Here is a 14,537-nt window from a genome sequence, read left to right on the forward strand (position 1 = left end):
TCGATGTCGCGACACGCGCGACGCAAGGCAACACCAGCCCCCCGGTGGAAACGCTCCAGCTTCCGCTGGCAGAAGTCGTGGTCGTCGCTTGCCCCGACACGCAGTTGAGCGCAAGGCTCGCATTGGCGACAGGCGCGCCGGTGGCCGCAGTGCCGCTAATGGTGGCGGGCGGCAGCGACGGCGTGCTGGAGCCGCCTCCGCAACCGGAAAACAAGGACGCAACCGCCATGGAAACCAGTACCGCTGAATGCTTTTTTCTCATTGTGATCTCGCATAACAGGCTCGCACGACGTGTCGATCGACGACCGGTCGCGCGATGGATAGACGTGAACCCGGTTCACGATGAAAGCCGCGTCGATTGCGTGTTGTTCGTCGTGCTTTTTGCAATCGGATGGACGCGGTGAAGGGCAAGGCATGCAGCAGGCGACGGATTGGCAGGATTCCCTCGGAAATCGCCTTCGCGGCCCGGCCCAACAGGATGGTTATCGGCCAAGCGATTTCGTTCTTTAGGTTTTGAAAGAAATAGATGCGCACGCAACCAGCGAGGTCGCGTCGAACGGTTCGAACGCGCTTTAAGCGACGTTTAAGCCCTACGCCCTACTCTGAATCCGTGCCGTTCGCCGACGCGCCACGATCGCGCCGTGCAAACGTTTGCACGCATCGTCAATGGAGGTCGAAATGAAAGCACGCTCAACCCCGTGGATCGGCGCGGCACTCGCGCTCGCTGTCGTGTTCGGCACACCGGCCGCCTTCGCTGCGGACAACGGCAGCGCCGCACTCACGGCGCCCGCGGACGGCGCCTCGCGCCTGCCGCCGCTCCAGCACTCGGGCGATATTGCGTATCTCTCGGGCGGCATCGGCAGCGACCAGTCGGCGGCATTCAAGGAAGCGATGCCGCGCTACCCGCTCTCGCTCGAATTCGCGCAGCACACCCTGGCAAACGGCAACGAATATCTCGCCAACGTGCCCGTGACCATTGCCGACCTGCACGGCAAGACCCTGCTGCACGCAAACGCGCGCGGCCCGTTCATGCTCGTTTCGATTCCGGACGGCCGCTATGTCGTAACCGCTCACTACGGCGGCAAGACACAGCAGCGCACCGTGGAAATCGGCAAGGCCACCCGCACCCACGAGGCCTTCGTCTGGTCGATGTAACGCGCCAGTCCTCTCGCTCAACCCGGACCCGCGCGCACGATGAACCGTCGCGCGGATTCACCGCTCAGGCACCGATCGGATTCCTCACCAGGTCCGGCACCGTAGCCCCTCGCTCCAGTCCGCACGTCATTCGTGCGAGACATCGTCGTTACCGTGCCTGACACGCATGTGCCCGCTCACGACACGCCTGAACCCGATGACGTAAGACCCGCGGCCATGCAGCCCGCAAAAACGGCCGGTCCGGTCCGAAAAACCCGCTCCCGAGGCCGCCACTCATGCCACGCGCATGAACCCCGCCCCCGTTTCCAGCTATGATCGTGTGCTAGGGCGCCCCGGCATCCGGGGCGCCGCCCCGCTCCCGTCCTTCAATCACGCAGGCGATCAACCGGAGACTCACGCATGGTGTTGGGATGGCTCGTCGTTCTCCCGTTTGCCGCCGCGGCGCTCGTTGCGCTCGCGATGCGCCTCGCCCGTCCGCTCACGACCTGGATCGCCTTCGCGGCGGCTCTCTTCGGCCTGGGGCTGCTGGCCAGCGAGCGGGTAGGCATGGCCACTTACGGGGTGCTGCAATGGCGCCAGGACTGGGTGCCGGAGCTCGGACTCGCACTGAGCCTGCGCCTCGACGGCCTTTCGTTCATGTTCGCGCTGCTGGTGCTCGCCATCGGCCTGCTGGTCTTCATCTATGCGCGCTATTACCTCGCGGGCAGCGAGTCGCTGCCGCGCCTCTATCTGCTCCTGCTGCTCTTCATGGGTGCGATGCTCGGCCTCGTGCTCTCGAACAATCTGCTGCTGCTCGTGATCTTCTGGGAGCTGACAAGCCTCGTCTCCTTCCTGCTGATCGGCTTCTGGCCTTCGCGGCCCGACGCGCGGCGCGGCGCGCGCATGGCTCTCACGATCACGGGTGCGGGCGGCCTCGCGCTGCTTGGCGCCGTGCTGCTGCTCGGCCACGTGTGCGGCAGCTACGAACTCACCACCGTGCTGGCGCAAGCCGGCAAGGTGCAGCAGAACCCGCTCTATCCGGCGATCCTGCTGCTGCTCCTCTTCGCGGCCTTCACCAAGTCGGCGCAGTTCCCGTTCCACTTCTGGCTGCCGCACGCCATGTCGGCGCCCACGCCCGTTTCGGCCTACCTCCATTCGGCGACGATGGTGAAGGCCGGCGTGTTCCTGCTCGCGCGGCTCTACCCCGTGCTCGAAGGCACGGACTGGTGGTTCTACATCGTGAGCCTCGTGGGCCTCGTCACGCTCACGGGCGGCGCGGCCATGGCGCTCGTGCAGCGCGACCTCAAGGGCCTGCTCGCCTATTCGACGATCAGCCATCTCGGCCTCATCATGCTGCTGTTCGGCCTCGACACCGAGCTCTCCACCGTGGCCGCGCTGTTCCATACGTTCAACCACGCGGTCTTCAAGGCGTCGCTCTTCATGGCCGCGGGCATCATCGACCACGAGACCGGCACGCGCGACCTGGGCATGCTGCGCGGCCTGCGCCGCTATCTGCCGTGGACCGCCGCGCTCGCGGGCGTCGCCTCGCTGGCGATGGCGGGCGTGCCGCTCCTCAACGGTTTCCTCTCCAAGGAAATGTTCTTCGGCGAGACGCTCGCGCAGGGGCTTTTCGGCGCCTTCAACTGGGTGATTCCGGCGCTCGCCGTGGTGGCGGCCGGGCTTTCGGTGGCCTACTCGCTGCGCTTCGTCTACGGCGTCTTCTGGGACGGCACGACGCCGCGCGACCTGCCGCAGTATCCGCCGCACGAGCCGCCGCGTTTCATGCGCCTGCCGGTGGAAATTCTCGTGGTGCTCTGTCTGCTGGTCGGGCTCTTTCCGGAGCAGACCATCGGGCGCATGCTCGAATCGGCGGCATGGTTCGCGCTGGGCGGCAAGATCCCCGCCTATAGCCTCAGCATCTGGCACGGCTTCAATCTGCCGCTCATCATGAGCGCGGTGTCGTTCGCCGCCGGTGCGCTGCTGTTTTTCTTCCGCCGCGACGCATTCCGCCGCCACCGCTCCGTGCTCTCCGAAATGAACGCGAGCGAAGGCTTCGACCGCTTCGTGCAGCGTCTCGAACAGATGGCCGCCGCGGTCGTGCGCGTGTTCGAAACCGGCTCGCTGCCCACGTATCTCTCGTGGATGGTGGCCGCGATGATCGTCGTGCCCGGCACGGCGCTCCTCGCCTTCACGCCCGTCGGCGGCACGCTCGCCCGCACGCCACTCGACCCCATCACGCTGACCGGACTCGTGCTCACCGCGCTCCTCGCGCTGGCCGTCGTGCGCGTGCGCACCCATACGCTCTTCGCGCTCGTCATGCTGAGCACCTGCGGGCTGCTCGTGACGCTCGCCTTCGCACGCTTCTCCGCGCCCGATCTCGCGCTCACGCAGATCTCGGTGGAAGTCGTCACCATTCTGCTGCTCGTGCTCGCCATCTACTTCCTGCCCGACGAGCAGCGCGTGATCGAAAGCGTGCCGGCGCGCGTGCGCAACGGCGTGCTCGCGATTGCGGGCGGCACGCTGCTGGCCGTGCTGGCCTATGCCGTGATGACGCGGCCCGCCACGGAAGGCATCGCGCCGTTCTTCCTCGCCAACGCGCTGCCGGGCAGCGGCGGCCACAACGTCGTGAACGTGATTCTCGTGGACTTCCGCGGCTTCGACACCATGGTCGAGATCAGCGTGCTCGTGGTGGCGGGGCTCGCCGTCAAGGCGCTCCTGCGCGGACTGAGGCTCCCCCCGCCCGCCACCGGGCCGGGCGGTCTGCCGTGGTCGTCGCAGTCGCACCCGCTCCTGCTCTCGCTGCTCGCGCGCCTCATGCTGCCGCTCACCACGCTCGTTGCCGTGTTCGTCTTCCTGCGCGGCCACAATCTGCCGGGCGGCGGCTTCATCGCCTCGCTCATCGTTTCGGTCGCGCTGCTGCTGCAATACGTGGCGAGCGGCGTGCTGTGGGCCGAATCGCGCATCCGCATCAACTACCGGGCGCTCGCCGGCATCGGCATCCTCGTGGCGGCGGCGACCGGCCTCGGCAGCCTCGCCTTCGGCCAGCCGTTCCTCACAAGCGCATTCGGGCACCTGCACCTGCCGGTCATCGGCGAAATCGAACTGAGCACCGCCATGCTGTTCGATCTGGGCGTGTTCTGCGCCGTGGTCGGCACCACGCTCACGATCATCTCGCACCTCGGCACGCGAGACAAAGACCTGCAATCCGTGGAGAAAAGCTGATGGAAGCCGCTTTTGCCGTGACGATCGGCGTGCTGTGCGCGTGCGGCCTCTATCTGCTGCTGTGCGCACGCGTGCTGCCCGTGATCCTGGGGATCACGCTTTTCTCGTATGCCGTGAACCTGTTCCTGCTCGGCATGGGCCGGCTCTCGCTGGGCAAGCCGCCCGTGATCGCCGCCGGCGCCCAGTACGCCGACCCGGTGCCGCAGGCGCTCGTGCTCACGGCCATCGTGATCGGCTTCGCCATGACCGCCTTCACCGTCGTGCTGGCGCTGCGCTCGCTCGCGCTGACCGGCAGCGATCACGTGGACGGCAGGGAGGTCCCCGCCGAATGAACCACGGCCTCATCCTGCCCATCCTGATTCCGCTCTTCGCGGCGGGCGCCATCGTCGCGCTGCCGGTGCGCGCGAAGCGCCTGCAGCGCGCGCTCAATGTGATCGCCACCGTCGCGCTCCTGCCCGTTGCGATCGCTCTCGCGGCGCGCGCGTCGACCGGGGAGATCGCCACCTACGCGCTCGGCGCGTGGCCTGCGCCCTTCGGCATCGTGCTGCAGCTCGACCGGCTGGGCGCGCTCATGCTGCTGCTCACCGCCGTGCTCGCGTGCTGCTGCCTGCTCGGCACCTCGAGCGCCGACGCGCGGCGCGGACGCTATTTCCGCGCGCTGTTCCAGTTCGAGCTGATGGGTCTGAACGGTGCGTTCCTCGCGGGCGATCTTTTCAACCTGTTCGTGTTCTTCGAACTGCTGCTGATCGCTTCCTATGCGTTGCTGCTCCACGGCGGAGGCGAGCGCCGCGTGCGCAACGGGCTGCATTATCTGTTGCTGAACCTGGTGGGCTCGTCGTTCTTTCTGATCGCCCTCGGCGTGCTGTACGGCGTGGCGGGCACGCTCAACATGGCCGATATGGGCGAGCGGCTCGCACATCTGGACGCCGCCTCGCTGCCGCTCGCGCAATTCGCGGGCGCCATGCTGATGCTCGTGTTCGGCCTGAAAGCAGCCGTGTTTCCACTCTCGTTCTGGTTGCCGCAAGCCTACCGCAGCGCGATCGGCCCGGTGGCCGCACTCTTCGCGATCATGACGAAGGTCGGGGTCTATGCGATGCTTCGCTGCGATGCGCTCGTATTCGGCGGGGCCGGCCTTTCGGGCTCCGGCGGCCTGCTCGATGCATTCATGCACGACTGGGCATGGTGGCTCGCCATCGCCACCATTGCCTTCGGCGCGCTGGGCGCGCTTGCGGTATCGAGCCTCAAGACCACCACGGCCTATCTGGTGCTGGTCTCGGTGGGATTGCTGATCGCGGCGGTCACGATGCAAAGCGCGGCCGCATGGAGCGGGCTGCTGTACTACCTCATCAGCACTACGTTGTGTTCCGCGGCGCTCTTCCTGCTGGCCGACACGCTGGAGCCGGAAGCGCGGGAATCCGCGGCCGACGAACTGGCTTCGCACGCTGCGCTCGACGACACCACGGCGCCTGCGATCTCGCCTGCCGCCGACGTCGATCACGATACCGAGGCTTCCGCCACGAACGGACGCGCCCGCTCGCCGTGGCCCGCCACACCGGCCGCGCTCCTCTATCTGGGCGCCGCCGTGGGCGCAGCGGGCCTGCCGCCGCTCTCGGGCTTTCTCGGCAAGGCGATGGTGCTGGCCGCCACGCCCATCGCGCAAGCGGCCGTGCTGTGGCCCGCCGTGCTGCTGTCCAGCCTCCTTTTGATCGTGGCGCTGAGCCGCACCGGCACGCGCATCTTCTGGGCCATTCCGGCTTCGCAGGCCTACGCGGCCGCACCGCATACGGCACCGCGCGGCACGCCGGCGAAGCTGGCCGCCTGCACGCTGCTCCTTGCCTGCGTCGTAGCCGTGACACTCGGCGCAGGCGGCCTCAAGCATTATCTCGACGCCACCGCCGCGCAGTTGCTCGACCGCGCGGCCTACGTGCATGCGGTCCTGCCCGCGGCCACGGCAGCGCCCTCGCAGGGCAACGGGAGCTGACCATGCTGAAACGGCTCTTCCCCCATCCCTGGCTCAGCATCATTCTGCTGGTCTGCTGGCTGCTGCTGATGAACGACGTTTCGCCCGGCAACATCCTGCTCGGCGCGGTGCTCGGCTGCGTGATCTCGTTCATGATCGGCGCGGGCCTGTGGATGCGGCCCGTCCACTTCGGCCGCCCGTGGCTGCTCGTGCGCCTCGCGCTGCACGTGCTCGTCGATATCGTGGTTGCGAACGTGGAAGTGGCCCTGCTCGTGCTCGGCCGCACGGACAAGCTGCGCCCCGCGTTCATCGAGGTGCCGCTCGACAGCACGCATGAAATCGCGCTCACCGCGCTCATCAGCATCGTGTCGCTCTCGCCGGGCACGCTCTGCGCCGAACTCTCCGACGACCGCACGCGCCTCATCGTGCACGTGCTCGATCTCGACGACGAAGCCGCGCTCGTCGCGCAGATCAAGACCCGTTACGAAGCCCCGCTGATGGAGATCTTCGCATGCTAGCCATCGCCATTCCGGTCTCGTTCGCGATACTGGGCCTTGCCTTTCTGCTCACGCTCGTGCGTCTCGTGCGCGGGCCGTCGCTGCCCGACCGCATCGTCGCACTCGACACGCTCAACATCAACGCCATCGCGCTGATCGTCGTGTACGGCATCAGCCTGCGCTCGACGCTGTTCTTCGAAACCGCGCTGCTGATTGCCGTCATGGGCTTTATCGGCACCGTTGCGCTGACGAAGTACCTGCAGCGCGGCGACATCATCGAACTCAACTGACGGGAGGGGCCTCATGCAAACCGTCATCGAAGCCATCGTGAGCGTGCTGCTGCTGCTCGGCAGCCTCTTCATGCTGGTCGGCGCAATTGGGCTGGCGCGCCTGCCCGACTTCTTCATGCGCCTGCACGGGCCGACCAAATCGACGACGCTAGGCGTGGGCGGCGTGGTGCTCGCGTCGGTGGTCTATTTCAGCACGCACAACAACTTCGCCAGCTTGCACGAGCTGTTGATTCCCGCGTTCCTCTTCCTCACCGCACCGATCAGCGCACACATGCTCGCGAAAGCGGGCATCCAGCAGCGCGTGCCGCTCACGCCCGCCACGCGCGGCAGGCCGCCCATGACGGGTGCCTGCGAGGCGCCCGACGACGACCCGGCAGGCACACACAACGATAATGCACCGAGTACCTGAGCGCTCGGCTGCACTGCACTTCAGGCCGCTGCCGCACCGCGCCCGGTCTTGCGCGCCTCGTCCAGCACGAATTCGATGAAGGTGGACGCCGCCCGCGTGTGATGGCGGTTCGGCATGTAGAGCATGTACATGTGCGTGCCGAAGATGCTGAGCCGCCACGCGTCGAGCGACGTGACGACCTCGCCGCGGCGCAGGTCGTCGTGCACCACGTAGTCGGGCACGATGCCCACACCGAGCCCGGCCAGGATCGACTGGCGCAAGAACAGAAAGTTCTCCGAAATAATCGACGGCTCCAGCAGCACCTCGTGACGTTCCGCGCCCAGATAACCGGCGAGGCGCAACTGCCTGCCCACCACGGCCGCGGTAATCACGGGCGCGGTGGCGAGATCCTCCAGCCGCTGCGGCATGTCATGCTCGCTCGCCCACTGCGCCGAAGCGCACGCCACGTATTTCACCGGCCCCATGTCGCGCGCGACGAGATTCTGCGGAGGCTCCGACATCACGCGCACCGCGATGTCGACTTCGTCGCGCAGCAGGTCTTCCACGCGGTTTTCGAACATCACGTCGAGCACGATGCCGGGGTAGCGCCGCTTGAACTCGATCAGCCAGTCGGACATCACGAGCTGACCATAGCCGCTCGGCACCGATAGCCGCACACGGCCCTGGAGGCTCTGGCCGAGCGTCGAAACAGACTCGCGCGCGGCAAAAAGCGCATTCTGTATCGCGCGCCCGTGCTCGTAGAGCTTGAGGCCGATCTCGGTGGGCTCCACGCGTCGCGTGGTGCGCCGCACGAGCTGCAGCCCGATCGACTTTTCGAGGTGGTTGAGGTGGTAGCTGACATTCGCCCGGCTCATCTTCAGGCGCCGGGCGGCCTCGCTCAGGTTGCCCGCGTCGAGGATCTCCACCAGCAAGGTCAGCGCATTGACATCCACAATCGGCCCACTGTCAAAGATATTTTGACAGTCTGTCAACAAGCTATGCGATTGTCAATAAAGCTTGGCGAGCCCACAATCGAACGAACATCCGATAATCGGCGCTCCGTGCATGCGCCGCCCGAATTCCTCTCTGGAGACAAGGCAATGGCATCCGACACCGCTTCTTCTGCTGCTTCCACCGCTTCCAATCCCGTCTCCCACGAACTGCGCGGCAAGGTGCTGCTGGTCACGATCGACAATCCGCCCGTCAATGCGCTCGGTGTCGACGTGCGCCGCGGTCTCGCCGCCGCCATCGATTACGCCGAATCGAACGACGCCGTGCAGGCGGTGCTGATCGTCGGCGCGGGGCGCAACTTCATTGCGGGCGCGGATATCCGCGAGTTCGGCAAGCCGCCGCAGCCGCCCGCGCTGCCCGACGTCTGCAACCGCATCGAAGCCTGCCGCAAGCCCGTGATCGCGGCGATCCACGGCGCGGCGCTGGGTGGCGGCCTGGAAGTGGCGCTCGCCGCGCACTACCGCCTTGCCGTGGCCGGCGCGAAGCTCGGTCTGCCCGAAGTGCAGTTGGGCCTCTTGCCCGGCGCCGGCGGCACGCAACGCACGCCGCGCCTGATCGGCGCCGAAGCCGCACTCTCGCTGATGCTGAGCGGCCGCCATGCAAGCACGCAGGAAGCGCTGAAGCTGGGCCTCGTGGACCGCGTGGGTACGAGCGATGACGTGCTCGCCGAAGGCCTCGCCTACGCGCAGGAATTGCTCGCCGCGCACGCGCCGGTGCGCCGCACGCGCGACGCGCAGGGCCTCGCAAATCGCGAAGCCGCGCAAGCGGCCATCGACGCCGCGCGCGCCGACACCGCGAAGAAGTCGCGCGGCCTGTTCTCGCCGCTGAAGATCGTCGATTGCGTGCAGGCCGCGCTGAACGAGCCGTTCGACGAAGGCCTGCGCTTCGAGCGCAAGCAATTCCTCGCCTGCCTCGAAAGCCCGCAGCGTGCGGGACTCGTGCACGCGTTCTTCGCCGAGCGCGAAGTGCAGAAGGCGCCGGAAACGAAGAACGCGACGCCGCGCCCCATCGAAAGCGTGGGCGTGGTGGGCGGCGGCACGATGGGCGCCGGCATTGCGGTGGCGGTGCTCGACGCGGGCCTGCCCGTCACGATGATCGAGCGCGACGAGCCCTCGCTCGCGCGCGGCCGCGCGCACGTCGAGAAGGTGTACGACGGTCTTATCGCGAAGGGCCGCATGACGCCCGAAGCGAAGGCGCAAGTCCTCGCGCGCTTCTCCGGCAGCACCGCTTACGATGCGCTCGCCAGGACCGATCTCGTGATCGAGGCCGTGTTCGAAGACCTCGACGTGAAAAAGGCCGTGTTTGCCGAGCTCGACCGCGTCTGCAAGCCGGGCGCCGTGCTCGCCACCAACACGTCGTATCTCGACATCGACGCCATTGCCGCCAGCATCTCGCGTCCCCAGGACGTGGTGGGCCTGCACTTCTTCTCGCCCGCCAACATCATGAAGCTGCTGGAAGTGGTGGTGCCGAAGCAGGTTTCGGCCGATGTCGTGGCCACCGCGTTCGAGCTCGCGAAGAAGCTGCGCAAGGTGCCGGTGCGAGCGGGCGTGTGCGACGGCTTCATCGGCAACCGCATTCTTGCCGTGTACCGCACGGCCGCCGACCACATGATGGAAGACGGCGCCTCGCCCTACCAGATCGACAAGGCCGTGCGCGAGTTCGGCTATCCGATGGGCCCGTACCAGGTGGTCGATCTCGCGGGCGGCGACATCGGCTGGGCCACGCGCAAGCGCCGCGCCGCCACGCGCGATCCGAAAGCGCGCTACGTGCAGATTGCCGACCGCCTCTGCGAGCGCGGCTGGTTCGGCCAGAAGACGGGCCGAGGCTTCTATCTCTACCCCGAAGGCGCGCGCACCGGCACGCCGGACCCGGAAGTGGAAGCAATCATCGCCGCCGAGCGCGAGCGCGCCGGCATCACGCCGCGCAGCTTCACCGACGAGGAAATCATCCGCCGCTACATGGCCGCGATGATCAACGAAGGCGCGAACGTCGTGCACGAAAAGATCGCGCTGCGCCCGCTGGACGTGGACGTGACCTTCCTCTACGGCTACGGTTTCCCGCGCTACCGCGGCGGCCCGATGAAATATGCGGACATGGTGGGCCTCGCAAACGTGCTCGCCGATATCCGCGAGTTCGCGAAGGAAGACCCGCTGTTCTGGCGCCCCTCGCCGCTTCTCGTGGAACTGGTGGAGCGCGGCGCCACCTTTGCCAGCCTGAACGAGTCGGCCTGATCGCGGCTACGTGATCGTGCCTACCTGAGCTCACGCGCCTGATGGAGTGAAACAAGCATGGACCTGAAATTCACGGCGGAAGAAGAAGCCTTCCGCACCGAAGTGCTGGACTTTCTGCGCGAGCGCCTGCCGCAGCGCATCGCCGAGAAGGTGCAAAACGGCAAGCACCTCACGCGCGACGACATGACCGCGTGGCACGCGATCCTCGACGAAAAGGGCTGGCTCGCGAACCATTGGCCGAAGGAGTACGGCGGCCCGGGCTGGAGCGCGGTGCAGAAGTTCATCTTCGAGAACGAATGCGCGATTGCAGGCGCGCCGCGCATCGTGCCGTTCGGCGTGAACATGCTCGGGCCCGTGCTCATCAAGTACGGCAGCGAAGCGCAAAAACGCTACTGGCTGCCGCGCATCCTGAACGGCGCCGACTGGTGGTGCCAGGGCTATTCGGAGCCGGGCGCCGGCTCCGACCTCGCCTCGGTGCGGACCACCGCGGTGCGCGACGGCGACCATTACATCGTGAACGGCCAGAAGACGTGGACCACGCTCGGCCACTACGCGAACATGATCTTCTGCCTCGTGCGCACCGCCACCGACGTGCGCAAGCAGGAAGGCATCAGCTTCCTGCTGATCGACATGAACACGCCGGGCATCGAGGTACACCCCATCGTCACGCTCGACGGCGAACATGAGGTGAACGAAGTGTTCTTCACCGACGTGCGCGTGCCGGCGGCGAACCTCGTGGGCGAGGAAAACAGGGGCTGGACCTACGCGAAGTATCTGCTCACCTACGAGCGCACCAACATTGCGGGCGTGGGCTTTTCAGTGGCGGCGATTGCGCGCCTGAAACGCGCCGCGCAGAAAGTCATGCGCAACGGCAAGCCGCTCGCCGACGATCCGCAGTTCGCCGCACGCCTCGCAAGAGTCGAGATCGATCTGGAAAACATGAAGACCACGAACCTGCGCGTGATCGCAGCGGTGGCGGGCGGCGGCGTGCCGGGCGCGGAAAGCTCGATGCTCAAGATTCGCGGCACCGAGATCCGCCAGGAGATTTCGTCGCTGCTGCGCCGCGCGATGGGACCGTATGCGGCCCCGTTCGTCGAAGAAGCGCTCGAAGAAGGCTACGCGGGCGAAGCCATCGGTCCCGACGAAGCGGCGAGCGCCGCCGCGCAGTATTTCAACAACCGCAAGCTGTCGATCTTCGGCGGCTCCAACGAAATCCAGAAGAACATCATCGCCAAGATGATTCTCGGTCTTTAAGAGGTCCGGTCATGAACTTCCAGCACACCGAAGACCGCCGGATGCTCGCGGATACGCTCAACCGCTTCATCGCCGAGCAGTACGGATTCGCCACGCGCGATACAATCGCGCGCTCCGCAGAGGGCTTTAGCGCGGACCTGTGGCGCCGCTTCGCCGAACTGGGCGTGATCGGCGCGCTTTTTCCCGAGGCGCAGGGCGGCTTCGGCGGCGCGGGCTTCGACGTCTCCGTGGTGTTCGAGTCGCTTGGGCGCGGGCTCGTGGTCGAGCCGTTTCTCGACACGCTGATCGTCGGCCGCGCGCTAACGCATGCGGGCGACGAGACGCAGCAGGCGCACATTGCCACGTTCATCGACGGCTCGCAGATCGCCGCGTTCGCGCACGACGAACCGGGCTCGCACTACGAAGCCTCGCGCGTGACCACGCGAGCCGCGAAGAACGACAACGGCTGGGTGCTCAACGGTGCGAAGGGCGTCGTGCAGCACGCGGAGCACGCCGATCTGCTGCTGGTCTCGGCACGCACCGAACCCGGCCAAACCGGCGACGAGTTCGACGAAGCGGGCATCTCGCTCTTCCTCGTGCCGCGCACCGCCGCGGGCGTGAGCGTGCGCGGCTACCGGAAGATCGACGGCGGACGTGCGGCCGAAGTCGCGCTGCACGACGTGCAGGTGAGCGCCGATGCGCTTGTCGGCGCCGAAGGCAGCGGCTTCGCCACGCTCGAGCACGCCACGGGCTACGGCCTGCTCGCGCTCGCCGCCGAAAGCGTGGGCGCGATGGAGGTGGCGCGCGACAACACGCTCGAATACCTGCGCACGCGCAAGCAGTTCGGCGTGCCCATCGGCAGCTTCCAGGCGCTCCAGCACCGCATGGCCGACCTGCTGCTCGAAATCGAGCAGGCGCGCTCGGCGGTCATCAACGCGGCGGCGGCCATCGACGCGCCGCGCCGCGAACGCGAGCGCGCGCTCTCCGCGGCGAAGTACACGATTGGACGCATCGGCGCGCGCGTGGCCGAGGAGTCGATCCAGCTGCACGGCGGCATCGGCATGACGTGGGAGCTGCCGCTCTCGCACTACGCGAAGCGTCTCGTGATGATCGATCACCAGCTGGGCGACGAGGATCATCATCTGGCGCGCTACATCGCGCTAGGCCGCGCAGCAGCCTGAGGGCGCGCGGCCTGGCGCGAGGCCTGCCACGAAGCGGCCCACACGACGCGCCGATGCAGGAACCCGGCGAGCCCCGCGCCCGCCAACGAACGAGGACCCTTTCCCGATGCAAACCGAAGCCAGGACCCTGCCGCTCGCCGGCGTGCGCGTACTCGACCTTTCCCGCATTCTCGCGGGACCATGGAGCGGGATGGTGCTCGGCGACCTCGGCGCCGAGGTCATCAAGGTCGAGCATCCGGGCCGCGGCGACGACACGCGCGACTGGGGCCTGCGCATCGGCGAGACCGAAACGGCCTACTTCAACAGCGTGAACCGCAACAAGCGCTCGATCACGCTCGACCTGCAGACGCCCGAAGGCCAGCGCATCGCGCAGGACCTCGCGCGCACCTGCGACGTGGTGATCCAGAACTTCAAGTTCGGCGGTGCGGAGAAACTCGGCCTCGGCTACGCGCAACTGAGCCGCGAGAACCCGCGTCTCGTCTATTGCTCGATCTCGGGCTACGACCGCACCGGCCCCGAAGCCGCGCGCCCCGGCTACGACCTCGTCGTGCAGGGCGAAGCGGGCCTCATGGCGCTCAATGGCGAGGCAAACCAGGCGCCGCTCAAGTTCGGCGTGGCGGCCGTCGATCTGTTCACGGGCATGTACTCGGCGCAGGCCATGCTCGCGGCGCTCTACGAGCGCGAGCGCACCGGCCGCGGGCGCCACATCGAAATGGCGCTGTTCGACTGCGGCCTGATGATCACGGCCTACTACGGGCTCGAGGCGCTCGTGATGGGCGAGGACCCGCCGCGCTACGGCAACGCGCATCCGTCGATCGTACCGTATGGCGTGTTCGATGCCGCGGATGGCCCGCTCGTCATCACCGTGGGCAACAACAGCCAGTTCGAGCGCTTCTGCCGCGAGGTGATCGAGCGTCCCGATCTGGCGGACGACGCGCGCTTCAAGACCAATATCCAGCGTTCGCAGAATCGCGCGGTGCTGGTGCCCGAGCTCACGCGCGAACTGGGCAGCCGGCCGCGCGCGCTGCTGCTCGAACGGCTCGCGCGCGCCGGCATTCCGTGCGGCGAGGTGGCGGGCCTGCGCGAGGCGCTGCTTTCGAAGCGCGCCACCGACGCGGCCCTCGTGACCGAGCAGCCGCATCCGCACACCGCCAGCGGCACGACCCCCGTGCTCGCGCCGCCGTGGCGCTTCGACGGCGAGCGCATGCCCGTGCGGCGCGCGCCGCCGCAGCTGGGCGAAGGCACGCGCGAGGTGCTGCAATCGGTGCTCGGGCTTTCGGAAGCGGCGCTCGCGGAGCTGAAAGACAAAGGCGTGATCTGATGGCGTGGCACGGCAGGTGCGCTGAATCCGGCGCCTGGACCGGCGTCGAGCCTTTGCTCATCCCTTCGG

The 14,537-nt window shown here is 67.2% G+C and carries 13 protein-coding genes; 12 read left to right on the plus strand and 1 reads right to left on the minus strand.

Features of this window, described 5'->3' with window-relative positions; all coding sequences use genetic code 11:
- Nucleotides 1–44 precede the first annotated feature (44 nt).
- The 8 genes from U5760_RS09580 (at nt 45) to U5760_RS09615 (ending at nt 7,512) form a co-directional block, all read left to right on the plus strand.
- A complete protein-coding gene (locus U5760_RS09580) occupies nt 45–404 on the plus strand; it encodes a hypothetical protein (protein ID WP_322011310.1) in 360 nt (119 codons plus the stop codon).
- Nucleotides 405–678: 274 nt separating this feature from the next.
- Nucleotides 679–1,155 (plus strand): carboxypeptidase regulatory-like domain-containing protein, encoded by a 477-nt coding sequence (locus U5760_RS09585; protein WP_322011311.1) that lies wholly within the window; start codon nt 679–681, stop codon nt 1,153–1,155.
- Nucleotides 1,156–1,554: 399 nt separating this feature from the next.
- On the plus strand, nt 1,555–4,356 hold the full coding sequence (locus tag U5760_RS09590; protein WP_322011313.1) for a monovalent cation/H+ antiporter subunit A: 2,802 nt from the start codon (nt 1,555–1,557) through the stop codon (nt 4,354–4,356).
- The gene (locus U5760_RS09595; RefSeq protein ID WP_322011314.1) at nt 4,356–4,688 is read left to right on the plus strand and encodes a Na+/H+ antiporter subunit C; all 333 of its coding nucleotides are present in this window, start codon (nt 4,356–4,358) and stop codon (nt 4,686–4,688) included. The genes U5760_RS09590 and U5760_RS09595 overlap by 1 nt, the downstream gene beginning before the upstream one ends.
- Nucleotides 4,685–6,337 carry a monovalent cation/H+ antiporter subunit D gene (locus U5760_RS09600; protein WP_322011315.1) on the plus strand — a complete coding sequence of 551 codons (1,653 nt, stop codon included), beginning with the start codon at nt 4,685–4,687 and terminating at the stop codon, nt 6,335–6,337. Before U5760_RS09595 ends, U5760_RS09600 begins: the two co-directional genes overlap by 4 nt.
- 2 nt (nt 6,338–6,339) lie before the next feature.
- A complete protein-coding gene (locus tag U5760_RS09605; protein WP_322011316.1) occupies nt 6,340–6,834 on the plus strand; it encodes a Na+/H+ antiporter subunit E in 495 nt (164 codons plus the stop codon).
- The gene (locus tag U5760_RS09610; protein ID WP_322011317.1) at nt 6,828–7,103 is read left to right on the plus strand and encodes a K+/H+ antiporter subunit F; all 276 of its coding nucleotides are present in this window, start codon (nt 6,828–6,830) and stop codon (nt 7,101–7,103) included. The genes U5760_RS09605 and U5760_RS09610 overlap by 7 nt, the downstream gene beginning before the upstream one ends.
- A 13-nt stretch (nt 7,104–7,116) precedes the next feature.
- The gene (locus tag U5760_RS09615; protein WP_322011318.1) at nt 7,117–7,512 is read left to right on the plus strand and encodes a Na+/H+ antiporter subunit G; all 396 of its coding nucleotides are present in this window, start codon (nt 7,117–7,119) and stop codon (nt 7,510–7,512) included.
- Nucleotides 7,513–7,532: 20 nt separating this feature from the next.
- Here U5760_RS09615 and U5760_RS09620 read toward each other — a convergent pair whose 3' ends face one another.
- A complete protein-coding gene (locus U5760_RS09620; protein ID WP_322011319.1) occupies nt 7,533–8,444 on the minus strand; it encodes a LysR family transcriptional regulator in 912 nt (303 codons plus the stop codon).
- Nucleotides 8,445–8,591: 147 nt separating this feature from the next.
- On the opposite strand from U5760_RS09620, the gene U5760_RS09625 reads away from it, so the two are divergent.
- From U5760_RS09625 to U5760_RS09640, 4 genes are all read left to right on the plus strand, one after another.
- Nucleotides 8,592–10,733, plus strand: coding sequence for a 3-hydroxyacyl-CoA dehydrogenase NAD-binding domain-containing protein (locus U5760_RS09625; RefSeq protein ID WP_322011320.1), 2,142 nt, complete (start codon nt 8,592–8,594; stop codon nt 10,731–10,733).
- 57 nt (nt 10,734–10,790) lie between these two features.
- The gene (locus U5760_RS09630) at nt 10,791–11,987 is read left to right on the plus strand and encodes an acyl-CoA dehydrogenase family protein (protein WP_322011321.1); all 1,197 of its coding nucleotides are present in this window, start codon (nt 10,791–10,793) and stop codon (nt 11,985–11,987) included.
- A gap of 11 nt (nt 11,988–11,998) precedes the next feature.
- Complete coding sequence (locus U5760_RS09635) at nt 11,999–13,147, plus strand: acyl-CoA dehydrogenase (protein ID WP_322011322.1); 1,149 nt, start codon at nt 11,999–12,001, stop codon at nt 13,145–13,147.
- A gap of 106 nt (nt 13,148–13,253) precedes the next feature.
- On the plus strand, nt 13,254–14,468 hold the full coding sequence (locus U5760_RS09640) for a CaiB/BaiF CoA-transferase family protein (RefSeq protein ID WP_322011323.1): 1,215 nt from the start codon (nt 13,254–13,256) through the stop codon (nt 14,466–14,468).
- The last annotated feature ends 69 nt before the right edge of the window (nt 14,469–14,537 follow it).

Source organism: Paraburkholderia sp. J12 (assembly GCF_905220215.1).
Lineage (GTDB): Bacteria > Pseudomonadota > Gammaproteobacteria > Burkholderiales > Burkholderiaceae > Paraburkholderia.